A 25884-nucleotide genomic window follows, 5' to 3' on the forward strand; every position below is an offset into this window, starting at 1 on the left:
AACAATGACCCCGGGAGAGCTATTCCGATGAAAGCGCTCAATCATATACGCGACATGGCCCGCCAGGACCCCAGACGTATCGTGCTGTGCGAGGGCGACGATGCGCGGGTGCTCAAGGCAGGACTGGCGGCAAGCCAGGCCGGCTATGCCCGAATCTTGCTGGTGGGGGATCGTCAGGCGATCGACGCCCGGGCCGAGGCCGAAGGGCTCGAGATTGGGGCGATCGAGCTGATCGATCCCGCCGACTCCGAGCACACCGATCGCCTGGCAACGCTCCTGCTGGAACTGCGCGGGCCCAAGGGCATGACGGCCGAGGATGCCGCCCAGCGGGTACGTGAGCCGCTGATCTTTGCCAACCTGATGGTCCGCGACGGCCTGGCCGACGGCTGTGTGGCCGGGGCGGTGCACACCACCGCCGACGTCGTCCGTGCCGCCATCCAGTTGATCGGCAAGGCGCCGGGGGCGAGCCTGGTGTCGAGCTTCTTTCTGATGATGTTGTGCAAGGAGTTCCATAGCCTGAAGGGGGGCATGATCTTCTCCGACTGCGGGCTGGTGGTGGACCCCGACGCCGAGGCGCTGTCGCAGATCGCCATGGCCGCCGCCGACAGTGCCGAGGCGCTGCTCGACGAACCGGCACGGGTGGCGATGCTGTCGTTCTCCACCAGCGGCAGCGCTCATCACGCCTCGGTGGACAAGGTCGTGGAGGCGGCGCGCAAGGTCAAGAACGCGCGCCCGGGCCTGGCCATCGACGAGGACGTGCAGCTCGACGCCGCCATCGTCGCCGAGATCGCCGAGCGCAAGCTGCCGGACTCCAGGGTCAAGGGCAACGCCAATGTGCTGATCTTCCCGGACCTTGAGGCTGGCAATATCGGCTACAAGCTAGCCGAGCGGATCGGCGGCGCCGAGGCTATCGGTCCGCTGCTGCAGGGCCTGGCGCGGCCTGCCAATGACCTCTCGCGGGGCTGCAGCGAAGAGGATATCGTCAACGTGATCGCCGTCACCACGGTCCAGGCCCAGCGCCTGTCGGTGGCGTAACATTCATCTGGCCGGCCGGGAGGGAAGATGACACTGGTACCCGAGGGAATGGAGCTCTCTGGCCTTTTGGCGGTAATACTGATCACGGTGCTGGCAGGCTACCTGCACACGGTGTCCGGGTTCGGTATCGGCATGATCATCATCGGCGTGGCCAGTGGCTTCGAGCTGGTCAGCGTCGCCACCCTGGTGGCGGTGGTCAGTCTGGTGACCCTGGTCAACAGCGCCGTGGCCCTGCCCGGCAAGCTGCATCATCTCGACCGGCGCCATGTGCTGGCGCTGGGGCTCGGCATCGTGCCGTCCATCGGCCTCGGGGTGTGGGCGCTGAACTGGCTGAGCGTCAGCGCCGAGGCGCTGTTGATGCTGATGCTGGGGGCGCTGGTGTTCTACGGCGGGCTCAGCGTGGGCCTGCGGCCGCGCCCACGCGCGGCCGTATCGTCCTCGGCAGGCTTCGCCGCGAACGGCGTCATGACTGGGCTGCTGGCCGGAATGTTCGGCATGCCCGGGCCGCCGGTCATCTACCACTGCTATCGCCAGCCGCTGCCCACCGAGACCATCCGGCTATTGCTGATCGCTTGCTTCGCCATGACCTCGGGGGTGCGCACCCTGTATGTCGGCGCCGCCGGCGGGCTCGATGCCCAGGTCTGGCTGTTGGCGTTGTGGACCCTGCCGGCGGTGGCGCTGGCCACCTGGGCCGGACGCCGCTATCCGCCGCCCTGCAGCGCCGTGCTATTGAGACGAGTGGCCATGCTGACGCTGATGGTGATAGGCGTGGGGCTGATGCTCGACGGCAGCCTGGCGCTGTGGACCAGGGCGTGAGGTTCGCACAGATACTACAACGGAACAGGAGTTTGCCCGTGAGAGTCGCCATGGAAGAGGCACCGCTTGGGGTGCTGTGTCTGGATTCTTCCTTTACCAAGCCGCTTGGTCATCTGCGCAACCCCGACACCTTTCGCCACCCGATACGCTACGAGGTGCTGCAGGGCATCGATATTCCCCGCCTGCTGCATGCACCCGGGGATGAGCTGGGCGCGCTGCTGGTGGACCGCGCCAGGCGTCTGGAGCGTGAGGGGGTGTGTGCCATCGCCGGGAGCTGTGGCTTCATGGCGCGCTATCAGGAACGGGTCGCGGCCGCGGTGACGGTGCCGGTGGTATTGTCCAGCCTGACCCTGCTGCCGTGGCTCGCCAGCGTGCACGGTGGCACAGGACGGATCGGCGTGCTGACCGCAGACGCGGGGGCGCTCAAGCGCGCCCACTTCGTCGGCGCTGGCTGGCAAGGGCCTCTGCCGGTGGTGCAGGGGCTCGAAGACGGTGATGAGTTTCGTCAGGTGATCCTGGAAGGTCGACGCGATGACCTGGATCTCGCCGCCATGGCGCAGGAGCTGGCACAGGCAACCCGAAGACTGAAAGCGCAAGCGCCGCTGGACGCGGTAGTGCTGGAGTGTACCGACCTGAGCGCTTTCGTGGAGGTGGTGCGACGGGAGGCGGGCTGCCCGGTCTACGATATTGTGCCGGCACTCGAGCTGATCCTTCGCTCCGCTGCCGGCAGGCAGCAATCGGCGCCGGACCCGCTCGTCACGGGCTGAGCGGCGACAGCGCGCGCCGGTGCCAGGTGTCGAGTCCCTTTTCCAGATAGGGCAGAAACCGCTGGCACTGGCGCGAACTGGTGTGAAAGCGCGAAGTGATCACGGCGATATCGAGGTCGATGGCGGGAACGAAGGGCAGGATCGCCACGGCGCAGTCGCGACGCATCAGAAAGCTCCAGGCCGAGACCGGGTCCACCAGGGCATGGCCGATGCCGGCATTGACCAGGCTGATGGCGGAAGGGAACAGGTGGGTTTCGGCGGCGATCTGCCAGTCGGCGCCGGCCTGTCTGAGCGCCTGCTTCAACTTGAGTGTGCTCTGGTGGTGCTCGTCCAGGGTCACCAGGGCCTTGCCGTCAAGATCCGCCGCCTCTACCTGAGCAAGGCCCGCCAGCGGGCTGTGGCGCGGTACCGCCAGGTGCATGCGCAGGGACAGGTGGCGGGCATCGAGGTCGTTAAGGTCATCCTGGCGTTCGATCACGCCGACATCGAACTGGCCCTCGGCCACCCAGTCCCGGATCTTGCGCGAGCTGAAGGTCTGCAACGACAGCCGGGTATCGGGATAGTCGGCCAGGTACTCGGCCATGATCCCGGGCATGGCGGTGGGCGAGAGCCCCGGCATGCAGCCCAGGATCAGCTTGCCCGCGCGGCCCTGGCGCAGGCCATCGGCGAGTTCGTCCAGATGTGATACCGACGCCAGTACCTTGTCGACCCCCTCCATCAGATAGCGGGCCTCGGGGGTCAGCTCGGTGCCGTAGTTGTTGCGGCGAAACAGCAAGAACCCCACCTCCTGCTCGAGATTGGCGATGGCCGAACTGACCGCCGGCTGGCTGAGTTCCAGACGACGGGCGGCCTTCGACAGGCTGCCGGTGTGCACAACCTCACGAAATATCTGGAGCTGGCGAAGCTGGTGACGAACCTTCATGGGCGTCCCTCCGGGCGCCCTCGGGAAGTGAGCGAGCGCCTCTAAATTATATTTATGGTTTCATAGTTATCTCAAAGTTGTCTTTATGGCAATGGCGGTCGATGCTGAAACCACCCCCAACAACCATAACGAGGGTAGTTTCATGAATCCCATCGACCTCGGCGGTCTGCTTCTGTATTTCGCGATACTGATCTACATCGGCTATCGCAGCGCCAAGAAGGTCTCCGGCAGCGCGGACTTTGCGGTGGCCGGCAACAAGATCATCTGGCCGGTGCTGTTCGCCACCCTGGCGGCTTCCTTCCTCGGCGGCGGCGCCTCCATGGGGCGTGCCGGCAAGTCCTTCGACGAAGGCTACGCCTTCATGGTCGCCGCCTCGGCCTTCCCCCTGGCCACGGTACTGGCGGGTCTGTTCATCGCCCCCCGGCTCAAGCGCTACGTCAACGCCCAGACCGTAGGCGACATCATGGCGCAGCACTTCGGTGCCAGCGCGCGACTGTTCACCGGCATCTTTTCGCTGGTGTTCTGCATCGGCATCCTCGGCGCCCAGGCCCTGGCGGTGGGCACCGTGTTCCACGCCATCCTCGGTATCGAGGTCTCCACCGGCATCCTGATCGGCATGGCGGTGGTGCTGTTGTATTCCACCGTGGGTGGCATGTGGGCGGTGATCCAGACCGACGTGGTGCAGTTTCTGATGCTGGCGGTGTTCCTGCCGGTGACTATGCTGATCGGCATCCATGATCTGGGCGGCCCCCAGGCGCTGGTGGAGCGGTTGCCCGAGGGCCACTTCAGCCTGATGGGCGACTATTCGGTGGGCATGTTCCTGTCTATCTTCATCGCCTTTCTGCTCGGCGAGACCCTGGTGCCGCCCTACACCCAGCGCGCCCTGTCGGCCCCTGACTCGCGCCACGCTCGTATCGGCTATTCGGTGGCCGGCGGCTTCGGCTTCCTGTTCTATCTGGTCAGCGCCACCATCGGGCTGGTCGCGCTGGTGCTCTATCCGACCATCTCGCCCGACCAGGCGATGCCGACCCTGATCCGCGACGCCCTGCCGGTGGGCATCACCGGATTGGTGCTGGCCTCGCTCCTGGCCGTGGTGATGTCCACCGCCGACTCCTACCTCAACTCGGCGGCGGTGATCTTCGTCGGTGACATCTACAAACCCTTTATCGAGCCTGACGTCAGCGAGAAGAAGCGGCTGTGGATCGAGCGACTGGTCAACCTGCTGATTGGCCTCGGCGCGGTGGTCTTCGCCCTCTACGCCACCTCGATCATCGATGCGCTGCTGCTCAGCTACGCGCTGTGGGCGCCGACCATTCTGCTGCCCTTCGTGTTCGCGGTGCTGTTCGATCTGCGCTGCACCCGCTCGGCGGTCGCCGCCATGCTCGCCGGCGCCCTGGTGACCATCCTGTGGAAGTGGGGCCCGTTCGACCTGCAGGCGGCGACCGGTCTGACCGCGCTGATCGCCGGCGTCATCGCCAATGTGCTGGTGTTTGTACTGGTCTACCGACTGTTCCGCTCGGTCCCCGACGCCCCTGTCACCGCCAAGGCTCAGTGAAGGAGATTCCCATGACCTTGTACGCTCTTGCTCTGTATACCGTCAGTGCCGTCAGCATCCTCACCGCGGTGGGGGTGGGTATCGCCTCCTGGCGCTTCTACCGCGACAACTGAACCCCACGATATCGCCCACAAGACGCGGCTGGCCCCAAGCACGGGCCGGCCGCCCTCGTCCAACAGGAGACTGTGCATGAATACCATCGCCGTCGTGGGTGCCGGCATCGTCGGGCTGGCCGTGGCGCGTTCGCTGGCGGGACGTGGCCACCGGGTACAGCTTTTTGACCCGGGCCCGCCGGGGGAGGGCACCTCCTTCGGCAACGCCGGCCTGATCGCCAACTACGCCACCTCGCCCATGGCCAGTATCGATACCTTGAGGCAACTGCCTGGAGAGCTGTGTCGGCGTGACGCCTCGCTGTCTGTTGACCCTCGCTATCTGGCCCGCCTGGCGGGCTTTGGTCCGCGCTTTCTCAAGGCGGCGACGCCGTCGCGTTTCGCCCGCCACAAGTCGGATCTGGTGGCGCTGATTCAGGATGCGGTCAAGGCTCAGCACGCGTTGCTGGAGTCGCTCGAGGCGCCGGATCTGTACGCCGACACCGGCTGTCTGCAACTCGCCCGCCAAGGCGACCCGCTGGCCGCGACCCTGGAGGCGTCGGCCCGTGCCAAGCGGGCCGATGGGGTGGCCTGTGAGGCGCTTACGGCGCAGGAGGTGCGCGATCTGGAACCCACGATCCATCCCGCGGATCTCGTCGGCGGCCTGTACTTCCCCGAGACGCGCCACCTCAAGGATTCCCTGGCGGTGAGCCGAGCCCTGTGGCAGCGCCTGGCAGGCGAGGGCGTGGTGCAGCATGGTGCCCGCATCAGGGGGTTGGTGCCGCTGGCCGCGGGGGGCTGGCGCCTGATCGGTGAGAAGGGCGAGAACGGCGAGTCCCGTGAGTACCAGGCCGACCAGGTCGTGCTGTGCGCGGGCATCGCCAATGATGCCCTGCTCAAGTCGCTCGGCGTGTCGCTGCCGGTGGTGAGCGAGCGCGGCTACCACGTGCGGCTTGAAACGCCGCTTTCGCTGTCGCGCCCGGTGGGCTGGCTGGCCCGCCACTTCTATGCCACCCCCATGCATGGCGGCGTTCGCCTGGCGGGCACCACCGAGTTTACCGCTCCTGACCGCGCCGCCGACGAGCGCCGCTGGGAAAGGCTCAAGGGCTGGGGGGAAGCGCTGTTCGGACGGCCCCTGAGCCTGGCGGAGCGCTGGATGGGCGTGCGCCACTCGACACCGGACGGCCTGCCGGTGGTAGGGCAGGTAACGGGCAGAAAAGGGCTCTTCGTGGCCTACGGCCACGGCCACCTGGGGCTGACCCAGTCCGCCCACACCGGCGAATTGATCGCGGCCATGATCCACGGCGAAGCCCTGCCTGACTACGTCGCCAGCTTGTCCCCTGCACGGTTTTAGGAAGGGCGATTCTAGACGAGCACTTTGAGATCAGCACTGATAGACGAGCGCTAGGCTTAGTCCGAAAAGTCGGCGAGCGAAGGTTAGACAAGGCAAAAATCGGTGAGACAGCGCAGTTTACGGGGTGTAAATGAGCATGTTGATCCGATTTTTAACGCCGTATTACCGAGCGTAGACACTTTTCAGACAAGCCCTAGTAACGACGCCTCGACAACATTAGCTCCACCACTTCGTCGAGCAGGGCGTTGTCGAGGGTCTGGTCCAGGGCGATGACCCGGTGGCGGGCGTAGTAGGGACTCAGGTCCAGGCCGACGCCGAGGCCGATGATATCGATGGGGCCGGGGCGACGGCCGTTGCCGCCGCCGAAGGTTGCGACCACCGAGCGCAGGTGGTTGTCGAGGTAGTGGCGGTCGTTGGCCAGGTTGGTGGCGCTGTCCGAGGGGCTGCCGTCGGAGATCACCACCAGCAGGCGGCGATTGACGTCTGCCGCCATCAGGCGCTGGCAGGCCCACTCGACCGCTTCACCGTCTATCCCTTCCTTGTACAGGTCGGCCTTGAGCAGGGCGGCAAAGCGCTTTCGCGCGCGTCGCCACGGCTGCTGGGCGTCCTTGAAGATCAGATGGCGCGCCTCGTTAAGCCGTCCCGGCGTGGCGGGGCGCCCGGCCTTGAGCCAGTCGCGCTGGGCTCGGCCGCCGTTCCAGGCGGCGGTGGTGAAGCCCAGCACCTCGCTGTCGACACCGGCCATGTCCAGCGCCCGGGTCAACAGCTCGACCAGCATGGCGATGGACTCGCCGTGGGCCTTCATCGAGCCGGAGCAATCGATCAGCAGGGTGACCTGGGCGTCACTGACCGGACGGTAGCGCTCGCGCCGAAAGACGCGCCGCTCCTGAGGGGAGGAGACGATCTGGGACAGTCGGCGGCCGTCGATGACGCCGCTTTCCTCGCCGTCCTGCCAGCCATCGCGATCGGCCACCGACAGGTGGCGACGAAACTGGCGGGCCAGACGACGCACATTGACCTTCTGGGCGTGCAGGCGCTCGTCCAGGCGCGCCCGGTACTCTTCCAACTGGGCCTGACGCACCAGGCTGTCGGCCTCGCGCTCGCTGTCGTAGGCGGTGGTGAAGGCGCGATAACGATGGGCGCCGTCGGCTAGGGTGCGGCTCTGGCCGGTGGCGGCCAGGGGCACCTCGTCGTCGAGTTCGTCCTCGCTGTCGAGCAGCAGTGCCAGCGCCCGGCGTGGGTCCTTGGCTTCGTCCTCGCGCTCGCCCTGGGGCTCGTAACCTTCGAGCTGGGCAGCGATCCAGTCGGCGATGTCGCGGGCGTGACGCTGGAATCCTTGCTGGTCGTGGCGCTCGCGCCGCAGTCCTGCCAGGGCGTGGCCCAGCGCCGGTACGATATTGGCGCGGGTCGCTTCCAGCAAGTCCTCGAATTCCTCGAGCATGGGCGCCGCCATCAGCCGTGACCGGCTGATCTGGATCACGCAGAACAGCAACAGGCCCAGCGCGCTCTCGGTGAGCTGGGCGTGGTGATAGTCCAGCGACCAGCGCTCGAAGCGTGCTTTCAGGTTGCGCGCCATGCCTGGGGCTGGCCCGTCCAGCAGGGCCTCGACCCGACACTGCTCGAGCCAGTCGTAGATCAGTCGCGGCTCGGGTTCCTCGGGGCGCAGGCGCTGGTGCAGCCGGTCGTCGCTGAAGCGCTGGCGCAATGCCAGGGCGTCGCTGACGGCGCGATAGTCGGCGAGCGACAGGCAGTCCTCGGCGAGCTTGAGGTGAGGCGCGCGCAGGGCCACCCGGGACGCCCCTCGGTAGAGCCTGCGACCGGCGTAGAACCAGTCGTGCTCACCGGTATGGGCGCGCAGCACGGCGGCTTCCAGCTCCTCCAGGTACTGCTGGCGGCGCTGGCGGGCGAGCGCCAGCGCCGCCTCGCCCGCTGCGCTCATGGCGCCTCCCCGGCGTCTGCTTTCTTGTCCAGTGAATCGCTGGCCTGTGAATCGTCGTCTGACGACACACTGGCCACGGATTCGCTGAGTTCGGCATCGAAGCAGCGCTGGTAGAACTCGGCGACCAGGGGCCGTTCGTGCTCGTCGCACTTGTTGAGAAACGATAGCCGGAAGGCCAGCGCCGGGTCGCGGAAGATCTCGCAGTTCTCGGCCCAGGTGATGACGGTACGCGGCGACATCAGCGTCGACAGGTCGCCGTTGGCGAAGCCCTTACGGGTCAGTTCGGCCACCGCCACCATGGCGTCGATGTGGCGTCGGCCACGTTCGTTGTCCTTGCTCGGCACCCGGGCGAGCACGATCTTCACTTCCTCGTCGCGGCGCAGGTAGTCGAGCTTGGCGACGATGTTCCAGCGGTCCACCTGAGCGTGGTTGAGCAGTTGGGTGCCCTGGTAGAGGCCGTCCTGGTTGCCTAGCCCCACGGTATTGGCGGTGGCGAACAGACGAAACATCGGATGCGGGCTGATGACCCGGTTCTGATCGACCAGGGTGAACTGGCCGTCGCGCTCCAGAATGCGCTGGATCACGAACATCACGTCGGGACGCCCGGCATCGTACTCGTCGAAGATCAGCGCCACCGGGCGCTGCAGCGACCAGGGCACGATGCCTTCCTGAAACTCGGTGACCTGGACCCCGTCGCGAATGACGATGGCGTCCTTGCCGACCAGATCGAGACGGCTGATATGGCCGTCCAGGTTGACCCTGACGCAGGGCCAGTTGAGGCGGGCGGCCACCTGCTCGATATGGGTCGACTTGCCGGTGCCGTGCAGGCCCTGAACCATCACCCGGCGGTTGCGGGTGAAGCCGGCCAGGATCGCCAGGGTCACGTCGGGATTGAAGCGATAGGCGTCATCGATGGCCGGCACATGGTCGTCGCGCGTCTCGAACACCGGGACTTGGAGGTCGGATTCGATGCCGAAGATTTCCCGGGCGCTGTGCCAACGCTGGGCGGGGAGGGCGTCGTCGAGCAGGGGTGAGGCGTCGGCCATGGTCGTCAATCCTGAAACGCGGTGGAAAGGTGTGTCGTCACTATAGACCTGTTTTAAAAAATAACGCAAATTGTATCGAAAAATGAGATTTGGTGGATCTTGTGTCGCTGCGACGATTGGCCTTTGGCGGTGATAACAGCGGTGATAACAGCGGTGATAACGGTGGTGGCAGCGGTCGCGATAGCGGCGCTGAATTGACATGGGCAGACGAGCGAGGAGGCGAGCATGAGCGATGTAGTGGTGGTAGGCGGCGGGGTCATCGGCCTGATGAGCGCCTGGCAGTTGGCCGAGGCGGGGCTTTCGGTGACCCTGGTGGAGCGCGGGCGCTGTGCCCGGGAAGCCTCCTGGGCCGGTGGCGGTATCGTCTCGCCACTCTACCCCTGGCGCTACAGCGCCCCGGTGTCGGCGTTGTCGGCACTATCGGAAGAGGTCTATCCGGGACTCTGCGATGAACTCAGGGAGACCACCGGCGTCGACCCTCAGTTCAGCCGACACGGGCTTCTGTACCTGGCGGTGGAAGATGCCGACGCGGCGCGTCGCTGGGCCAGGTGTCAGGCCAAGCCGCTCGAGGACATCGACGCCGATGCCATCCGCCGGATGGAGCCGGCGTTGGCCGACACCCATTGGGTCCGCCAGGGCCTGGGCGGACTGTGGATGCCGACCCTGGGTAGTCTGCGCAATCCGCGCCTGGGCCGTGCCCTGCGTGTGCGGCTCGAGCGGCATCCAGGGGTCGAGCTGCGCGAGGGCTGTGAGGTGACCGGCTTCAAGGTCGTGGCCGGGCAGATCCAGGGCGTCGACACCGCCACCGGCGTGCTCACCGCGTCCAGGGTGCTGGTATGCGGCGGCGCCTGGAGCGGTGCCCTGCTCAAGCACCTCGGGGTCGGCATGGCGGTGGCACCGGTCAAGGGCCAGATGATGGTGCTGCGACCGGCTCCCGGCACGCCGCGGCCGCTGTCGCGGGTGGTGCTGGCCGATGGGCGCTACCTGATTCCACGGCGTGATGGCCGCATCCTGGTGGGGTCCACCCTTGAGCATCAAGGCTTCGACAAGCGCACCACCAGTGAGGCCCGGGTGTCGCTGTATCGCAGTGCCGTGCGCCTGCTGCCGGCGCTCGCCCGGGCGTCGATCGAGCACCACTGGGCGGGCCTGCGTCCCGGCTCCCCCGGGGGGATACCCTTTATCGGTGAGGTGCCGGGATGTCGTGGCCTCCACGTCAATGCCGGTCACTTTCGCAACGGCCTGGTGCTGGCGCCGGCGGCGGCGCGGCTGGGCGTCGAGCTGATGCTGGGGCGCACCCCTTGCGTGGATCCGGCCCCCTATCGCATCCAGCGCGAAGAGCCGGCGGGCCCTGTCTCTACCCCTGGCTCGACGTCCGTGTCGGGGCTGGCCCAATCGACGGCGGGCAACTGGTGCTAAGTGGCAGACGACCGGCCCCTATAGGCTCAAGGTGAGTCGAGGCGCGCTGCGCCTCGCCACCACTTTGCTGACACAGCGTGAGCGACACCCACCCGCGCTGCCAATAACAAGGAGTCTCACCATGAGCCAGCCCGACGCCCAGTTTCTCGCCGACTTCGCCGACGCCCTCAACCGTCACGATATCGATGCGGTGATGTCGATGATGACCGACGACTGCGAATTTCATGCAGTCGCAGGTCCCGACCTGCTCGGCAAGACCTTTCGTGGTCAGCAGGAGGTTCGCGCCGGGCTGCGTGCCGCCTGGGAAAACGCGCCGGACGCCCAATGGCTAGACGGCGTGCATCAGGTCGTGGGAGATCGCGGCTACAGCGAAAGCACCTATAGCGGCACCACCGCCGATGGCATGCGCTCCGAGGCGCGGATGATCGACGCCTTCACCTTCCGTGACGGCAAGATCGCGGTGAAGAACGCCTACCGCAAGCAGCGCCCCGCCACGCCGGTCAACAACGGCTGAGCGACCTCGGATACCTGACTCGGGAGCTTCGACATGCTGGATCTACAGACCCCGCTGGCCGCTTCGTCGGACGATGCCGCCCGGGCCACTCCGGCCCAGGCCCCCTATGATCCCGCCTATGATCCGTTGACCGCCAGGCAGGTCGGTACCGGCTGTGACTATGCGCCGACCTACTGGATCGCCACCGCCGGCGAGCCCCCGGCCGACGATGGCCCGATCGTGGCGGACACCGACACCGATGTGGTGATCATCGGCTCCGGGTTCACCGGTCTTACGGCGGCGATCTTTCTGGCCGAGCGCTACGGCATCAAGGCCACGGTGCTCGAGGCCAACCGCGTCAGCTGGGGATGCAGCACCCGCAATGGCGGCCAGGCCCAGTGCGCCTCGGGGCGGCTCAAGCGGTCTCAGTGGATCCAGCGCTATGGCCTCGATACCGCGCTCAAGTTGCACCGCGAGTGTGTCGAGGGCATGCAGACCTTCAAGTCGCTGATCGCCGATATCGACTGCGACCCGCAGCCCGGCGGGCACCTGTATATCGCCCACAAGGATAGGGTGATGCCGAGCCTGGAGAAGGAGGCGCGGCTTCTGCGCGAGACCTTCGACTACGACGCTCGCATCATCGACGGCGACACCGTCAAGCGCGAGTGGGTGGGCGACAGCGAGGCGGCCGGCGCCATGCACGAGCCCGAGGGCATCGGTATCCACGCCGCCAAGCTGGCCTTCGGCTACCATCGCAAGGCGCGCGCCCTGGGGGTGAAGATCCACCCGGCGAGCCCGGTGCTGGGCTGGGAGACCCATGGCGACGTGCACCATCTGCGCACGCCAGGCGGCGTGGTCAAGGCGCGGGCGGTGGGCATGGCCACCGGCGGCTACGTCACCGGCCAGCTGAGCCCCCACCTCAAGAACCGGCTGCTGCCGATTCTGTCGAACTCCATGGTCACTCGGCCGCTGACCGAGGCCGAGATCGAGGCCACCGGTTTCCGCACCCGACAGGTGCTGACCGACACCCGAATCCTGCGCCACTACTATCGGCTGCTGCCGGACAACCGCGTGCAGATCGGCAGTCGCAGCGCCATCAGCGGCCGCGATGCCCCCAGGGAGCGCTACGCGGCGGTACTCAGGGCCGACCTGGAGCGCAAGTTCCCGGCGCTTGCCGGCATCGAGATCGACTACTCCTGGTGGGGCTGGGTCGACGTCAGCCACGACATGATGCCGCGCATCCATCAGCCGGACCCGAAGGAGAGCGTCTACTACGCCCTGGGCTATGGCGGCAACGGGGTGATGTACTCGGCCCAGGCCGGCAAGCGCCTGGCCCAGTGGATCACCGGGGAGGGCAGGTCGTTGGATCTGCCGATCTTCACCTCGAAGCTGCCCTTTCCCAACCTGCGCGAACGTATCGAGTCGGAGGCCTTCGCCCCCTTCCGCCGATTCGGCCAGCGCTTCCTCTATCGCTACTACTACTTCAAGGATGAGGTGCTCTGAACTCGATCGGTCCCGTTCTGGATATGGGTAACCCTCACGACGATGCCGCGACCCTGGGGTCGCGGCTTTTCAATGTCTGCAGTGCTGCGGTGGGTGCTGCGGCTACTTCACTTCCTCCGGTGGCAGCATCTTGTCGAGGCGGTCGAGAAAGGCCTGCTGAACCGCTGTCACGCCGTCTTCCCGCCAGGCCACCTCGGTGACCAGGCACTCCTTTACCCCCTCCAGCGGCAGTAGGGTGACGCCCTTGCGCACATAGTTGGTGGCGCACTCCAGGTGCACGGTGACGCCGAAGTCGCAGGCGACAAAGGCAAACATGGTCTCGCTGTTGAAGGTCTCCTGGGCGACATGGGGTTCGAAGCCCGCCTGCCGACAGATCTGCTCGAGCATCTGGCGAAAGTGCAGCCACATGCTGCGGGCGCCAAGAATGAACGGCTCCCGGGCCAACTCCTCCAGCCGGATGCTCTTGCGCCCGGCCAACGGGTGGTTGTCACCGACCGCGGCGATAAAGTGATCTCGCTGGATGGGACGGGAACGCAGCCCCGGGGTCAGCACCGGGCCGGTAACGAAGCCGAAGTCCAGGCGTCCCTCGGTCAATTCGTCGAGCTGCTGGGCGGTGGAGCCGAAGCTCAGGTCGAAGTGGATGTCCGGATTCTGGCGGCGAAAGTCGTCCAATAGTGCCGGCAACTCACCGGTGATGGCGAAGTCGGTGTAGCCGATGGCCAGCCGGCCCAGTTCTCCACGGCCCGCTCGCTGGGTCTTGAGCACCGCATCATCGACCTGGCGCAGTATCTGGCGGCTCTCCTCGAGCATGATGCGTCCCGGATCGGTGAGGCGGACCTGGCGATTGTTGCGCACGAACAGCGCTTCACCGATGGCGTCCTCGAGCTGAGCGATGGTGCGACTCAGCGCCGGCTGGGCGACGTTGAGACGCTCGGCGGCGCGGCGAAAGTGCAGGCTGTCGGCCACGGCGACAAAGGCGTAAAGGTGGCGAAGCTCAATGCGCATTGATGCCTCACAGGTATCAAGTGAACGTTAAATGATATTATACGCGCAACGATGGCGTGCCTAGGCTGGAAGTGTTCGCTTCACTTCCAACAACGACAACGTCGAGGTGACTCCATCATGCAAGACTCCTTTCACGGGGTGATCGCCTTCGCGCTGCTTGCCCTCATGCTGTGGGTCGGCAGCCAGCTGAGAAGCCGGCTGAGCTGGCTTCGGGCCTCGCTGGTTCCGGCCAGCATCGTCGGCGGCCTGATCGGTTTCCTGGCGCTTTCGCTGGATCTGCTGCCGGGCTACTCACCCGCCGACTTCACCGCTCTGACCTTTCATTTCTTCACCCTGAGCTTCATGTCGCTATGCCTTACCGGGGGTGGTCGCCAGGACGCGCCCGGTGGTGGCGGCAGTATCGTGCGCGGCGGACTCTGGCTGACGCTTGCCTGGAGCATCAGCCTGGGCATGCAAGGTGCCATCGGCTTTCTGGTGGTGACCGGCTATGACGCCGTGACCGGCAGCGACGTCAGCGGATTTCTGGGAGCCATCGTGACCCACGGCTTTACCCAGGGGCCGGGCCAGGCGCTGACCTACGGCACCATCTGGGAGACCGAGTACGGCATCGCCAATGCCGCCCAGGTGGGGCTGATCTATGCCTCTCTGGGATTCTTGATGGCGTTTGCCCTGGGCGTGCCGCTTGCCCGGCGCTACCTGACCAAGGGGTTGAACGCCAATCGCGCCTCGCGCCTGGATGACAACTTTCGCCTGGGCTTCTTTACCCGGGCGGGCGACGACGAGGGCAACCAGCAGGCTCCCGGGATGGGGCGCATGGTGTCGCACCCGGGCAATCTGGATTCGCTGGCCTACCATCTGGGCCTGCTTGCCATCGCCTACGTGATCACCCACCTGTGGCTGACCTTCGTGCAGGGCATCATCGGCAATGCCTCGCCGTTCGGCATCAACGTCGGGGTGCTGTTCAGCCACAACCTGTTCTTTCTGCACGGGCTGGGTGTCTGCGTGCTGATGCGCATGGTGATCGATCGGCTCGGGCTTTCCCACCGTGTCGATGACGAGACGCTCAAGCGGATCACCGGCAGCGCGGTGGACTTCATGGTGGTGGGGACCCTCATGAGCATCCAGTTCGCGGTGCTCTACGCGCTGCTGGCGCCGATCCTGCTGGTGACCGTGACGGTGACGATCGTCACCCTGGTGGGCTGTCTGTTGATCGGGCGGTTGAGCGGCAATCTGGGACCAGAGCGTACCGTGACCTCGTTTGGATGCTGCTGTGGCTCCACCGGTACCGGGCTCTTGCTGTTGCGCATGATGGACGCCGACTTTTCCACCTCGGTGCCCAAGGAGCTTGCCTTCTTCAATCTGGCCATCGTGGTGGTCAACCTGCACATCCTGATGATCTTCGCCCCCATCGTGCCGTCGCTGACGCCGGCGATCTATCTGCTGGTGTTCGGCGGCACCGCCATCGCCCTGATCGCCTGCATCCCGCTGATGCTGATGTGGGGGCGGCACGGCAGAGCCTCATCGCCCTCGTCGGGCTGGGCCGAGGGTGTTCCCACCCAAGGCCATGCCGCTGCCCAGTCAGACTCAGCCTCCGCGTCTTCGCCCACCATCAGCAAGGGAGCTGCCTCCTGATGAGCATCACCGTCTATCCCGCTCGACGCATCCTGACCATGAATCCGTCCCAGCCCGAGGCGACCCATGTCGCGGTGCAGGGAGATCGCATCCTGGCGGTGGGGGATACGCAAGCCATGCCAACCGACGCCCGCATCGATGATCGCTTTGCCGACAAGGTGATCCTGCCGGGCTTCGTCGAAGGCCACAGCCACGCTCTGGAAGGCGCCATGTGGGACTACCTCTATCTCGGCTATTTCAGCCGGGTCGATGCTGAGGGCAAGGAGTGGCCGGGGCTGAAGAGCGTCGCCGAGATGCAGGCCCGGCTGCGCCAGCATGCCGAGAGCCTGCCGCCGGGCGAGCCGCTGGTCGCCTGGGGCTTTGATCCGGTCTACTTTCCCGGCCAGCGCTTAAGTCGCCACCAGCTCGACGAGGCGGTGGGAGATCGACCGCTGGTGGTGCTGCACGCAAGCCTGCACGTGATGACCGTCAATTCGGCCATGCTGGCACTGTCCGGCATCAGCGAGGGGCCGCGGGTCGAGGGCATCATGCTCGACGAGGACGGCCAGCCCAATGGCGAGCTCCAGGAAATGGCCGCCATGTTCGTGGTGTTCGATGCCCTTGGCAGGAATCTGTTCGAGGCGGTGGCGTCACCCGAGGTGCTCAGGCGCTACGGCGCCATCGCGGCGGCCAAGGGCGTCACCACCATCACCGATCTGTACAACCCCTTGAGCGATGACGCCATCGCCTCGATGGTCGAGGTGACCCGGGAGGCCGATTTTCCGGTGCGCCTGGTGCCGGCCATGGGGGTGCTGGCGTGGTCGGCCGAGGAGGGCATCGCGCGGCTCCAGGCGGCGATGGGCCACAGCCATGAGCGGCTGGTGTTTGGCCCGGCCAAGCTGATGACCGACGGCTCGATCCAGGGCTATACCGCGCGGCTGAAGTGGCCCCACTACCATGACGGTCATCCCAACGGGCTGTGGAACGCCGAGCCAGAGGGACTGGTGGCGCTGGTGCACGCCTACCACCAGGCGGGGCTTCAACTGCACATTCACACCAACGGTGACGAGGCCGTGGAGTTGATGCTGGACGCCCTGGAGGAGGCGCTGACCCTATGGCCGCGCTTCGATCACCGCCATACCCTGCAGCACTGCCAGATCATCGACCATGCCCAGTTACGTCGCGCCGCCCGTCTTGGACTGTGCCTGAACATGTTCGCCAATCATCTCTACTACTGGGGCGATGTGCACCTGGAACGCACCCTGGGACCGACGCGCTGCCAGCGCCTGGAGCCGCTGGCCTCGGCCCGCCGACTGGGCATCGTCACCGCCATCCACAGCGATGCGCCGGTGACCCCGCTGGGGCCGCTGTTCACCGCCTGGTGTGCGGTCAACCGGCAGAGCGCCAGTGGCCAGACGCTGGGTCACCATGAGGCGGTGAGCGTGGAAGATGCACTGGAAATGATCACCCTGGGCGCTGCCATCACGCTGGGTATGGACGACCGTGTGGGTAGCCTGGACGTCGGCAAGTTTGCCGATATGGCGGTACTGGACGACGACCCATTGCAAGTTTCAGCACAGGATCTGCGACACATCCGGGTACACGCCACGGTGTCGGGAGGACAGGTGCATGAGGTGTGATGATCGGGTGCCGGTGACGGTGATCGCAGGTTTCCTGGGGGCGGGCAAGACCAGCTATCTCAACCGCCGGCTGGCGTCGGGGGATATCGAGGATGCTCTGATTCTGGTCAACGACGTCGGCGAGGTGAACGTCGATGTGGCGGCGATCGACTACCGCGATGATCGAGTGCTGTCGCTGTCCAACGGCTGCGTCTGCTGCACCCTGGGGGGCACCCTGGCCGAGCAGTTGTCCCAGGCGCTGCGACTCAAGGCCAGGCCAACGGAAATTCTGATCGAGGCCAGCGGCGTGGCCAATCCTCAACGGATCGCCGATATCGCCAGGCTGGCGCCGGGGCTTGAGCTTGCCGATATCGTGGTACTGGTGGATGCGAGCCAGGCTGGCCGTCTGGCGCTGGACGCCCAGGTGGGGGAGCTATGGCGCGCCCAGGTGCACGCCGCCCATCGTCTGCTGGTCAATCGTCTGCCTCAAGAGGACAGCGCGCGCGACCAGCTGCTCGGATGGCTGGGACAGCTCGCCCCAGGTGCGGCGGTGGCGACGGAGCCGGTACAAGTCGCTCCCGCGTCGTCCAGGACGACGTCCTCTGGCCCGGCCTTTTGGCAAGCGAATGGCGCCAAGCCATCGGCGGAGCCGTTCGCCGAGCGTGCCCGACACTCGGGGCTGACCGATGCCACCCTGCACCTTCGCCACCCCCTGGTGGCCGAGGAGTTGCAAGCGCTGCTCGAGCGCTACCGCGACTGCCTGTTTCGCGCCAAGGGCTTCGTCCGCTGTCGGCTGGCGGACGGGGAAGAATGGCGAAGTCTGCAGTTGAGCGGACAGCGCCTCGCCTGGCAGAGCCACGGGCCGCCCGCCACCGGCGCCGTGCTGGTGTGCATCGGTCGCCGGGGCGAACGCTTTACTCGGCTGATGGAGGAGCTTGCGCAGCTCGACAGCGAGACTGATACGGCGCCGATGGCACCGATCGGGCGCTAGCCCAGTGCCTCCCGGATTCAGCCGGTGCGACGTGCCTGGGGCAGCAAGGCCGCCAGGCGTTCGATGCCGCGCTCGATGCGGGTCTCGTCGATGGCCGAGAAGCCGAGCCTCAGGGTGGGGCGATGCGCCGGGGTCAGGAAGTGCACCTCGCCGTTCTCGATCAGGATGCTGTGCTCCTCGGCCAGCCGCTTCAGCAGTGCCACGTCGGTGTCGGCGGGGGCCTCCAGCCAGAAGCAGGAGCCGCCGAAGGTGGAGCGGATACGCAGCTCGGGCAGGTGGGATGCGAGGGCGTCACGCATCAACAGCCAGCGGCGCTGGTAGGTCTGGCGAATCTGGCGCAGCAGCGCGTCGTGGTAGCCACGGTCGAGAAACAGCGCCACGCTGCGCTGGTTGTTGGTGGCGGGGTGGCGCAGCATCAGCCGGCGCAGGGCGCGCGCCTCGGCGATAAAGGCGGGGGGCGCCACCATGTAGCCGAGCCGAAGGCCCGGCGCCAGGGTCTTGGACAGGCTGCCCACGTAGATCACCCGGCCATCGCTATCGAGGCTCTTGAGTGCCGGCGTCGGGTTGTCGACGAAGTTGGTCTCGCTCTCGTAGTCGTCCTCGATGACCAGATAGTTGTTGGCGCTGGCGCTGTCGAGCAAGTCGCGGCGGCGCTGCATCGGCAGGGTCACGCCGGTGGGCGACTGGTGGCTCGGGGTGACGTAGGCCAGGTGGCAATCGGCCAGGCGCTGGTCGATCACCAGGCCCTGGTCGTCCACGTCCACCGCGACGATATCGTCGGTGAAGGTGCGGGCGATATTGACCATGTCGACGTAGCCAGGGTTCTCCATGGCGAAGCGTCGACCCGCCCCCAGGATCAGCATGGCGGTGATCCATAGCGCCTGCTGGGCGCCCACGGTGATCAGGATCTCCTCCGGTCGGGCCCAGACGCCACGGCGGGGCAGCAGTCGCTGGTGGATCTGTTCGATCAGCAGCGGGTCGTCTTCGCTCAGGTGATCTGCCGACCAGCGGCGGATGGCCGGCACGCTGACCGAGTCGCGGCTGCACTCCCGCCAGTGCTGGGTGGGAAACAGGTTGGGATCGATCTGGCCGTAGAGGAAGGGGTAGTCATAGTCGAGCCAGTTGGCCGGCTTGACGATGGTCGGCTGGCGCGAGGGTCGCATCGTCAACAGCTCGTCCCAGGGCGTCGCTGTGCCGGAGTGAGAGGTGGCGCTGGTGGCTGGGGGGGCGATGTCGTCCGGGGGCGTGACGCGTCCGGCGAGGATATCCGGATTGACGAAGTAGCCGCTGCGCTCCCGGGCGACCAGGTAGCCGTCGTCCAGCAGTTGCTCGTAGGCGATCATCACCGTGTTGCGGGCCACACCCAGCTCCTTGGCGAGCTTTCGGCTCGAAGGCAGCGCCTCACCGGTGGGCAGGTGCCCCTCGAGGATGGCGTGGGCGATCTGCTCGCGAAGCTGGCACTGAAGGCTTTCCTGACGCTTTGCGTCGAGTCGAAACAGGGGGGCGCTCATACCGACGACGGGTTCCCGGATGGTGGTTGTTGGACGAGTTCCGGCGTGGCCCAGGCCTGGCGGCCACGCCCGCCTACGATCTTACAGCGTCGACGTCTTGTCGAGGGCTCGCGGGTGCCTGGCCCAATCGATGTGGGGCCACTGGTCCTATGGCGTCGATGCTCGACGGGGGAGAGTGAGTCACATGGCGGGTCGGACCTGACCGCGCTCGCCAGCCAATGACGATCAAGATGTGACACCCGCAACAAGATTCCGCTTTAAGCGGCACAACAATGATGGGAGTTCCGCATGCACACCAAGTCCCCTTTCCTCCGTACCACGCCCCCGCGCAACATGACTCCTGCGGCCATCGGCGCTGCCGCCTCGCCCCGGCGCTTCGGCCCACGCCCGCTGGTGGCGGCGGTCGCCCTGGCGCTGCTGGGCGCCGCTGGCTCGGCCCAGGCGACAACCTGGAAGATGGCGCTGGGCGACGCCGCCGGTGGCACCCAGCACGAGATGGGACAGACCTTCGCCAAGCTGATCGAGGAAAAGTCCGGCGGCGACGTCAGCGTGGACCTGTTTCCCAACGGCCAGCTGGGCAGTGAGCAGGACACCGTCAACAACGCCAGCATGGGCCTGCTCGACCTGTCGGTACTGGCGATCAACAACATCACGCCGTTCTCGCCCACGGTCGGGGTGATGACACTGCCCTACGTGATCCAGAGTCCCGAGGACGCCCGCACCCTGACCCAGGGCGAGATCGGCCAGGAGATGGTCGACAACACCATCCGTGACGCCGGCGTGCGGATACTGGGCTGGGCCTACTCCGGCTGTCGCCGTCTGACCAACTCGGCGAGGCCGGTGGCGAGCCCCGAGGATCTGGATGGCCTGGTCATCCGGGTGCCTAAGAACGAGATCATGATCTCCGCCTACCAGTCCTGGGGCGTCAATCCCAACCCGCTGGCCTGGTCGGAAACCTTTACCGCCCTGCAGCAGGGCGTCGTCGACGGCCAGGACAACCCCTACATCACCATCGACGCGATGAAGTTCTACGAGGTCCAGGATCACGTCACCGACAGCTGTTATGTGTTCTCCATGGAGCCGTTGATCATGGGTGAAGGCATGTTCCAGAGCCTGTCCGAGGAGCAGCAGCAGTGGGTGCTGGAGGCCGCTCAGGAGGCCACCGACCACAGTTACGAGTATCTGCTGGCCCAGGAAGACGCGATCAAGACCCGGCTGGTGGAAGAGCACGGCATGGAGATCACCGAGCCTGCCGACGGCGAGCAGGCGTGGATCGAACAGGCCACCTCCATCTGGCCCGACTTCTACGACAGCATCGGCGGCAAGGCCAAGCTCGACGAGGCGCTCGCCGCGCTGGGACGTGAGCCAGCCCCCTGATCTGTCACGACGTCGCTATCGTCTTGAATCCTCCCGGCGCCTGACTCCAGGCGCCATGAATCATGGCACCGCCGGACGTCTGCCATTGGACGCCAGGTGGTGCCTGCTCAGAGGTCGTCGTGATGAATCGTCTATGGAAGCTCGTGGACAACCTCGAGAACTGGCTGTGCCAGCTATTGCTGGTGACCTTTGTGGCGCTGCTGTTTGCCCAGATCATGCTGCGCAACCTGTTCAGCTATTCGCTGCCCTGGGCCGATGAGCTGGCTACCTACGCCTTCGTCTGGTTCGCCTACCTGGGGGCGGTCTACGCCGCCAAGAAGTCGGCCCATAACCGTGTCACCTTCCAGTTCCGTTTCTTCCCGCGCTGGGTGGAGCTGGCCTGCGGTGCGCTGACCGACCTGATCTGGATCGCCTTCAACCTGGTCTTCATCTGGCTCAGTTACGACTTCGTGTTCAACAAGATGAATACCTTCTGGAAGTCCCAGACCCTGGGCATCCCGATGAAGGGGTTCTACCTGATCCTGCCGCTGGCCTTTGTGCTGATGACCCTGCGCATCCTGCAGAACAACTACCTGCGCTTCGTCAAGCATCGCGAGCCCGTCGATCCCGAGGCCGAGGCCATCGCCGAGGCCAAGTCCTCGACGCTGTCGTCATCCAACGAGAAGGGAGACTGATCCATGGAGACGACCATCATCTACGTGCTGTTCGGGGTGTTCTTTCTGCTGCTGGTGCTGGGCGCGCCGATCACGGTGTCGCTGGGGGTGGCCGCGCTTGCCACCTATCTGTCGCTGGGGGAGAACCCCATGGCCTTCGTGCAGATCGCCTTCACCTCGGTGGGGTCCTTTCCGCTGATGGCGCTGCCGGCCTTTATCCTCGCCGGGGCCTTGATGGAAGCCGCCGGCATTTCGCGACGCCTGGTGGATATCGCCGAGGCCTTCGCCGGGCCGGTGACCGGCGGTCTCGCCGCCGCCACGGTGTTCGCCTGCATGTTCTTCGGCGCGATTTCAGGCTCAGGGCCCGCCACCACCGCGGCGGTGGGCATGCTGATGATCCCGGCCATGGCCAACCGCGGCTATGATCGCGGCTATGGCTCTGCCATCACGGCGTCCTCCGGTGGCCTCGGCGTGGTGATACCGCCGTCCATTCCCATGGTCATCTTTGGTATCTCGGGGATGGGGCTGCAGCCACCGGCGGAGGCCGTGGCCGCTCACGGCGCCTTCCAGACGCTGTCGATTCCGAAGCTGTTCATCGCCGGCATTCTGCCCGGCATGGTGATCGCTGGCTGCCTGTTGACCGTCAACTACATCATCTCGCGCCGGCGCGGCTACAGCGGGCTGAGCGACAGCTGGTCCTGGGACACCATCGCCAGGAGCCTGAAGCGTGGCGTGTGGTCGATCCTGGCGCCGCTGATCATCCTCGGCGGTATCTACAGCGGTCTGTTCACGCCCACCGAGTCGGCCATCGTGGCCATCGCCTACACCCTGATCGTCGGCATCTTCCTGCACCGCGAGCTCAAGTGGAAGCCTACGCTCAAGACTCTGGAGACCACCACCTGGATCACCGGACGGGTGCTGTTGATCCTGTTCACCGCCACGGTATTCGGCCGCTTGCTGGTCGAACAGCGGGTGCCGGCGGTGATCGCCGAGGGCATGCTGGGACTGACCGATAACCTGTACTTGATCTGGGCCATGGTTATCGCATTTCTGCTTTTTGTCGGCATGTTCATGGAAACCCTGGCGGCTATCATGATCCTGACGCCGGTATTGCTGCCGATCATGTACATGCTGGGCATGGACCCGGTGCACGTCGGTATCGTCGTCGTCTGTGCCCTGGCCATCGGCTTCCAGACGCCGCCCCTGGGGGAGAACCTGTTCGTGGCCTCGGGCATTGGCGGCGCCTCCATCGAGGAGATATCGATCAAGGCGCTGCCGTTTGCCGCAAGCTCGGTGTTCGCGCTGTTCGTGATCGCCTACTTCCCGGAAATATCGCTGTGGCTACCCCGTATGCTGGGGTATTGATTGCGCACCGTCAGCGCACCGCAAAAAAGGCCGGGTGTCTTCGCATGTCGCGGCGACCCGGCCTCTCGCCAAGGAGTCACGCCATGCCTGTTTCGATCTCGCGTCTTCTCTGTTGCCTGGGGCTGAAGGACGATTGCCGCCAGGTGCTTGCCCACACCCTGACGCTGGCCAAGGCCACCGGGGCCGAGGTTCACGTGCTGCATGCGGTCAAGTCGTTGTCCGATGACGTCATGCATACCCTCAAGGCCAACATCGGTGAACGCGCCACCCTGGATGGCTTGATGGAGCAGCGCCTGCGTCTGGCGCGAGAGCGTCTGGACGAATTTGTCGAGGCCTTCTGGCAAGAGCACGAAGCGAACCTGCCTGGGCGCGAGGTGGTGGCCGCCAAGTCGGTGCTGGAGGGTTACCCGGCATCGGAGATTACCCGCTACGCCGTGCGCCATGACTGCGACATGATCATCATGGCCACCAACAAGCGCGGCTTCGCCTCGTCCTATGCAGGCCGGGTGACCAAGGGCGTGATCAAGCGTGCCAGTGTGCCGGTGGTGGTGGTGCCACCGATGTAGCCACGAAGAACGTCAGTCTGGCTGGCCGAGCGTGTCCTGACCCGATCGGTCAGTCAGCGTACCTTGGCAATGCGTTCATGCGTTCATGCGTTCGTATGCTCAGTGGTCGAAGGTATCCTGCAGCTGCCCGGCGATACGCCGCATCAAGGGCGCCCACTCCATCAGCGAGTCGATGCTGTGGCGCAGCCGGGGCGCGTGGATCGCCAGCGTCGCCTGGATGCGCCCGGTCTGGTCGTACACCGGCACGGCGATGGCCACCATGCCCTGGATGAACTCCTCGTTGTCGGTGCTCAGCTCCTTTTCGGCGATGTCCGCCAGGCGTCGCTCCAGCTCGTCTGCTTCGGTGGCGGTGTAGGGGGTATAGGCCTCCAGCGGCAGGTGCTTGAGCAGCTGGCGGCGCTGGGCCGGCCCCATCAGCGCCAGAAACATCTTGCCGCTGGCGGTGCAGTGCAGCGGAAGACGTGAGCCCGGCGGCAGCTGTATGCGTACCGGCCAGTTGGTCTCCACCCGTTCGTAGTAGAGCACCTCGTGACCTTCGAGCAGGGTCAGGTTGCAGGTTTCGTTGACCTCTTCGGCCAGGCGCTTGAGCAGCATACGGCGCGGCGCCTTGAGGCTCTCGTTGGCGAGCACGCCCATGGCCATGCGGTGCAGTCGTTCGCCGGGAAGCAGATGCCGTCCTTCCACGTCGCGCACGATCAGATCCTGCTCTTCGAGCTGCTTGAGCAGGCGATGCAGGGTGGGCTTGGGAATGTCGAGCTGACGCTCCAGGTCCGAGGCGCTGACGCCGTGGATCGAGATGGCGATGGTTTCCAGCAGTACCAGGCCTCGTTGCAGCGTCGAATTGGTCGTGGTCCGAGTGCTTGCTGTAGACATACGCGATCCTTGACGACGGAAAATGGTGGCAGGCACTCATGATAACGCGGCAAGCCCGGTGAGGCTTGCCGCGTGCTCCTGCTTGCCTGTCGGTGTTACAGGTTCACCAGCATCAGTGACAGCGCCGGCCACATCGAGATGGCGATCCAGCAACTGATCAGCGCAATGAAGTAGGGGATGACGAACTTCACCAGGCGCAGGTAGGGGATCCCGGTGATGCTCGAGGCCACGTAGAGGTTGAGGCCGAAGGGCGGGGTGACGAAGCCGATGGCGGCGCCGACCAGGAAGATCACCGCGAAGTGGATCGGGTCGACCCCGGCGTTCTGGGCGATGGGCGCCAGGATCGGTGCCAGGATGATGGTCACCGGCAGGCTCTCGAGGATCATCCCGGCCAGCAGGATCATCAGCATGCAGGCCCCCAGGATCACGTAGTAGTTGCCCAGACCACTGAGCAGGTCCTGCAGCGCCTGGCCCGCGCCCAGCACCGACAGCAGTTGCTGCATCACCACCGAGATCGCGATCAACGGCGCCAGCATGCCGGCGATCTGGCCCGAGCGCAGCATGATCGAGGGCAGCGCGGTGAAGCGAATCTCGCGGGTGATCAGTAGCCCCGCGATCAGGGTGAAGCCCACGGTAATGGCGGCGGCCTCGGTGGGCGAGAACTTGCCCGAATAGATGCCGTAGATCACCACCCCGATGGTAGCGAAGCCGAGATAGGCGCGCCTGGCGAAGCGCGCGCTTTCACCCGCCTTGAACGGAATCAGGGTGCCCCAGCCGTGACGTCGCGCCACCAGGTGACAGGCCGCCATCATGCCGAACACCATCATCGCCCCGGGGATCATGCCGGCGATGAACAGGTCGCTGATCGACAGGTTCATCATGAAGCCGTAGACGATAAAGATGATCGACGGCGGGATGATGATGCCGACCGTTCCGCCGGAGGCGGCGGTGGCGGCGGAAAAGCGCTCGTCGTAGCCGTTCTTGACCATCTCCGGCTGCATGATCGAGCCGATGGTGGCGGTGGTGCCGGCGTTGGACCCGGAGATCGCCGCGAACAGGCCGCAGGCGCCGAGGGTGGCCATGCCCATGCCGCCACGCAGCCAGCCCAGTACCGAATAGGCGAAGTCGGACAGTCGCTTGGCGATGCCGGCGGCGTTGATCAAGTCGCCGGTCAGGATGAACAGGGGCAGTGCCAGCAGGCCGAAGAAGCTCAGGCCCTGGAACAGGGTGACCCCGATATTGGCCAGGGTGAAGTCGATGATCAGGCTGGTGCCGACCACCCACAGGCCGATCACCAGGAAGATCGGTACCCCCAGCAGAAAAATGGTGGTGCAGCCCGCGGTGACCAGGCCGATAAGCATGCCGTCGGTCATGACGT

Annotated in this window: 22 protein-coding genes; 15 read left to right on the forward strand and 7 right to left on the reverse strand. The window is 65.7% G+C overall.

Annotation, left to right across the window (positions count from 1 at the left end):
• Positions 1–27: 27 nt before the first annotated feature.
• The 3 genes from pta to NFH98_RS05810 are packed head-to-tail and all read left to right on the forward strand — an operon-like array spanning position 28 to position 2618.
• Positions 28–1035, forward strand: a complete 1008-nt coding sequence (gene pta, locus NFH98_RS05800; RefSeq protein WP_045991935.1) for a phosphate acetyltransferase — start codon at positions 28–30, stop codon at positions 1033–1035.
• Between the two features lie 27 nt (positions 1036–1062).
• Entirely contained in the window at positions 1063–1851 is a 789-nt protein-coding gene (locus NFH98_RS05805; protein WP_204248926.1) for a TSUP family transporter, read from the forward strand.
• Positions 1852–1889: 38 nt separating this feature from the next.
• Positions 1890–2618, forward strand: a complete 729-nt coding sequence (locus NFH98_RS05810) for an aspartate/glutamate racemase family protein (protein WP_124802470.1) — start codon at positions 1890–1892, stop codon at positions 2616–2618.
• On the opposite strand, the gene NFH98_RS05815 is transcribed toward NFH98_RS05810, so the two are convergent.
• Positions 2608–3540, reverse strand: coding sequence for a LysR family transcriptional regulator (locus tag NFH98_RS05815; RefSeq protein ID WP_052704284.1), 933 nt, complete (start codon positions 3538–3540; stop codon positions 2608–2610). The two genes, NFH98_RS05810 and NFH98_RS05815, sit on opposite strands and share 11 nt — an antisense overlap.
• A gap of 142 nt (positions 3541–3682) precedes the next feature.
• Here NFH98_RS05815 and NFH98_RS05820 point away from each other — a divergent pair, with 142 nt between their 5' ends.
• Both NFH98_RS05820 and NFH98_RS05825 read left to right on the forward strand, forming a co-directional pair.
• Positions 3683–5095 (forward strand): sodium:solute symporter family protein, encoded by a 1413-nt coding sequence (locus tag NFH98_RS05820; protein WP_045991937.1) that lies wholly within the window; start codon positions 3683–3685, stop codon positions 5093–5095.
• Between the two features lie 189 nt (positions 5096–5284).
• Positions 5285–6538: an NAD(P)/FAD-dependent oxidoreductase gene (locus NFH98_RS05825; protein ID WP_045991938.1), complete on the forward strand. Its 1254-nt coding sequence runs from the start codon at positions 5285–5287 to the stop codon at positions 6536–6538.
• A gap of 193 nt (positions 6539–6731) precedes the next feature.
• Here NFH98_RS05825 and NFH98_RS05830 read toward each other — a convergent pair whose 3' ends face one another.
• The gene (locus NFH98_RS05830; protein ID WP_349622324.1) at positions 6732–8477 is read right to left on the reverse strand and encodes a cobaltochelatase CobT-related protein; all 1746 of its coding nucleotides are present in this window, start codon (positions 8475–8477) and stop codon (positions 6732–6734) included.
• Positions 8474–9523 (reverse strand): AAA family ATPase, encoded by a 1050-nt coding sequence (locus NFH98_RS05835; protein ID WP_124802468.1) that lies wholly within the window; start codon positions 9521–9523, stop codon positions 8474–8476. The genes NFH98_RS05830 and NFH98_RS05835 overlap by 4 nt, the downstream gene beginning before the upstream one ends.
• Positions 9524–9748: 225 nt before the next feature.
• Here NFH98_RS05835 and thiO point away from each other — a divergent pair, with 225 nt between their 5' ends.
• The 3 genes from thiO to NFH98_RS05850 all read left to right on the forward strand — a co-directional run bounded on the left by thiO (position 9749) and on the right by NFH98_RS05850 (position 12935).
• The gene (gene thiO, locus NFH98_RS05840; RefSeq protein ID WP_222515408.1) at positions 9749–10939 is read left to right on the forward strand and encodes a glycine oxidase ThiO; all 1191 of its coding nucleotides are present in this window, start codon (positions 9749–9751) and stop codon (positions 10937–10939) included.
• 121 nt (positions 10940–11060) lie between these two features.
• On the forward strand, positions 11061–11453 hold the full coding sequence (locus NFH98_RS05845) for a nuclear transport factor 2 family protein (protein WP_045991941.1): 393 nt from the start codon (positions 11061–11063) through the stop codon (positions 11451–11453).
• A gap of 33 nt (positions 11454–11486) precedes the next feature.
• A complete protein-coding gene (locus tag NFH98_RS05850; RefSeq protein ID WP_222515407.1) occupies positions 11487–12935 on the forward strand; it encodes an NAD(P)/FAD-dependent oxidoreductase in 1449 nt (482 codons plus the stop codon).
• Positions 12936–13037: 102 nt separating this feature from the next.
• Here NFH98_RS05850 and NFH98_RS05855 read toward each other — a convergent pair whose 3' ends face one another.
• The gene (locus NFH98_RS05855; protein ID WP_108131561.1) at positions 13038–13940 is read right to left on the reverse strand and encodes a LysR family transcriptional regulator; all 903 of its coding nucleotides are present in this window, start codon (positions 13938–13940) and stop codon (positions 13038–13040) included.
• 117 nt (positions 13941–14057) lie between these two features.
• Between NFH98_RS05855 and NFH98_RS05860 the strand changes: the two genes are divergently transcribed.
• From NFH98_RS05860 to NFH98_RS05870, 3 genes are read left to right on the forward strand one after another with little or no spacing between them, the layout of a single operon-like run.
• The gene (locus NFH98_RS05860; RefSeq protein WP_124802464.1) at positions 14058–15572 is read left to right on the forward strand and encodes a sodium/glutamate symporter; all 1515 of its coding nucleotides are present in this window, start codon (positions 14058–14060) and stop codon (positions 15570–15572) included.
• Positions 15572–17191 (forward strand): amidohydrolase, encoded by a 1620-nt coding sequence (locus NFH98_RS05865; RefSeq protein ID WP_349622325.1) that lies wholly within the window; start codon positions 15572–15574, stop codon positions 17189–17191. Before NFH98_RS05860 ends, NFH98_RS05865 begins: the two co-directional genes overlap by 1 nt.
• A complete protein-coding gene (locus NFH98_RS05870) occupies positions 17181–18161 on the forward strand; it encodes a CobW family GTP-binding protein (RefSeq protein WP_348815618.1) in 981 nt (326 codons plus the stop codon). Before NFH98_RS05865 ends, NFH98_RS05870 begins: the two co-directional genes overlap by 11 nt.
• A gap of 17 nt (positions 18162–18178) precedes the next feature.
• Here NFH98_RS05870 and pdxR read toward each other — a convergent pair whose 3' ends face one another.
• A complete protein-coding gene (gene pdxR, locus NFH98_RS05875; RefSeq protein WP_349622326.1) occupies positions 18179–19672 on the reverse strand; it encodes a MocR-like pyridoxine biosynthesis transcription factor PdxR in 1494 nt (497 codons plus the stop codon).
• A 288-nt stretch (positions 19673–19960) separates the two neighbouring features.
• Between pdxR and NFH98_RS05880 the strand changes: the two genes are divergently transcribed.
• The 4 genes from NFH98_RS05880 (at position 19961) to NFH98_RS05895 (ending at position 23633) form a co-directional block, all read left to right on the forward strand.
• Positions 19961–21049, forward strand: coding sequence for a TRAP transporter substrate-binding protein (locus NFH98_RS05880; protein WP_349622327.1), 1089 nt, complete (start codon positions 19961–19963; stop codon positions 21047–21049).
• 122 nt (positions 21050–21171) lie between these two features.
• On the forward strand, positions 21172–21723 hold the full coding sequence (locus NFH98_RS05885; RefSeq protein ID WP_349622328.1) for a TRAP transporter small permease: 552 nt from the start codon (positions 21172–21174) through the stop codon (positions 21721–21723).
• Between the two features lie 3 nt (positions 21724–21726).
• Positions 21727–23067 (forward strand): TRAP transporter large permease, encoded by a 1341-nt coding sequence (locus NFH98_RS05890; protein WP_108131566.1) that lies wholly within the window; start codon positions 21727–21729, stop codon positions 23065–23067.
• An 83-nt stretch (positions 23068–23150) separates the two neighbouring features.
• Complete coding sequence (locus tag NFH98_RS05895; RefSeq protein WP_045991948.1) at positions 23151–23633, forward strand: universal stress protein; 483 nt, start codon at positions 23151–23153, stop codon at positions 23631–23633.
• A gap of 99 nt (positions 23634–23732) precedes the next feature.
• On the opposite strand, the gene NFH98_RS05900 is transcribed toward NFH98_RS05895, so the two are convergent.
• Complete coding sequence (locus NFH98_RS05900) at positions 23733–24506, reverse strand: IclR family transcriptional regulator (RefSeq protein WP_349622329.1); 774 nt, start codon at positions 24504–24506, stop codon at positions 23733–23735.
• A 95-nt stretch (positions 24507–24601) separates the two neighbouring features.
• Complete coding sequence (locus NFH98_RS05905; RefSeq protein ID WP_045991950.1) at positions 24602–25879, reverse strand: TRAP transporter large permease; 1278 nt, start codon at positions 25877–25879, stop codon at positions 24602–24604.
• Between the last annotated feature and the right edge of the window lie 5 nt (positions 25880–25884).

The sequence above is a fragment of the Halomonas sp. H33-56 genome (assembly GCF_040147035.1).
GTDB lineage: Bacteria > Pseudomonadota > Gammaproteobacteria > Pseudomonadales > Halomonadaceae > Halomonas > Halomonas litopenaei.

Excerpts from the sequence above, each read along its gene's own strand:
- pdxR (WP_349622326.1), bottom strand. The coding sequence starts at position 19,672 with ATGAGCGCCCCCCTGTTTCGACTCGACGCAAAGCGTCAGGAAAGCCTT.
- pta (WP_045991935.1), top strand. The coding sequence starts at position 28 with ATGAAAGCGCTCAATCATATACGCGACATGGCCCGCCAGGACCCCAGA.
- NFH98_RS05805 (WP_204248926.1), top strand. The coding sequence starts at position 1,063 with ATGACACTGGTACCCGAGGGAATGGAGCTCTCTGGCCTTTTGGCGGTA.
- NFH98_RS05845 (WP_045991941.1), top strand. The coding sequence starts at position 11,061 with ATGAGCCAGCCCGACGCCCAGTTTCTCGCCGACTTCGCCGACGCCCTC.
- NFH98_RS05870 (WP_348815618.1), top strand. The coding sequence starts at position 17,181 with ATGAGGTGTGATGATCGGGTGCCGGTGACGGTGATCGCAGGTTTCCTG.
- NFH98_RS05860 (WP_124802464.1), top strand. The coding sequence starts at position 14,058 with ATGCAAGACTCCTTTCACGGGGTGATCGCCTTCGCGCTGCTTGCCCTC.
- NFH98_RS05825 (WP_045991938.1), top strand. The coding sequence starts at position 5,285 with ATGAATACCATCGCCGTCGTGGGTGCCGGCATCGTCGGGCTGGCCGTG.
- NFH98_RS05830 (WP_349622324.1), bottom strand. The coding sequence starts at position 8,477 with ATGAGCGCAGCGGGCGAGGCGGCGCTGGCGCTCGCCCGCCAGCGCCGC.
- NFH98_RS05880 (WP_349622327.1), top strand. The coding sequence starts at position 19,961 with ATGCACACCAAGTCCCCTTTCCTCCGTACCACGCCCCCGCGCAACATG.
- thiO (WP_222515408.1), top strand. The coding sequence starts at position 9,749 with ATGAGCGATGTAGTGGTGGTAGGCGGCGGGGTCATCGGCCTGATGAGC.
- NFH98_RS05890 (WP_108131566.1), top strand. The coding sequence starts at position 21,727 with ATGGAGACGACCATCATCTACGTGCTGTTCGGGGTGTTCTTTCTGCTG.
- NFH98_RS05905 (WP_045991950.1), bottom strand. The coding sequence starts at position 25,879 with ATGACCGACGGCATGCTTATCGGCCTGGTCACCGCGGGCTGCACCACC.
- NFH98_RS05815 (WP_052704284.1), bottom strand. The coding sequence starts at position 3,540 with ATGAAGGTTCGTCACCAGCTTCGCCAGCTCCAGATATTTCGTGAGGTT.
- NFH98_RS05900 (WP_349622329.1), bottom strand. The coding sequence starts at position 24,506 with ATGTCTACAGCAAGCACTCGGACCACGACCAATTCGACGCTGCAACGA.
- NFH98_RS05850 (WP_222515407.1), top strand. The coding sequence starts at position 11,487 with ATGCTGGATCTACAGACCCCGCTGGCCGCTTCGTCGGACGATGCCGCC.
- NFH98_RS05855 (WP_108131561.1), bottom strand. The coding sequence starts at position 13,940 with ATGCGCATTGAGCTTCGCCACCTTTACGCCTTTGTCGCCGTGGCCGAC.
- NFH98_RS05835 (WP_124802468.1), bottom strand. The coding sequence starts at position 9,523 with ATGGCCGACGCCTCACCCCTGCTCGACGACGCCCTCCCCGCCCAGCGT.
- NFH98_RS05865 (WP_349622325.1), top strand. The coding sequence starts at position 15,572 with ATGAGCATCACCGTCTATCCCGCTCGACGCATCCTGACCATGAATCCG.
- NFH98_RS05820 (WP_045991937.1), top strand. The coding sequence starts at position 3,683 with ATGAATCCCATCGACCTCGGCGGTCTGCTTCTGTATTTCGCGATACTG.
- NFH98_RS05895 (WP_045991948.1), top strand. The coding sequence starts at position 23,151 with ATGCCTGTTTCGATCTCGCGTCTTCTCTGTTGCCTGGGGCTGAAGGAC.
- NFH98_RS05885 (WP_349622328.1), top strand. The coding sequence starts at position 21,172 with ATGAATCGTCTATGGAAGCTCGTGGACAACCTCGAGAACTGGCTGTGC.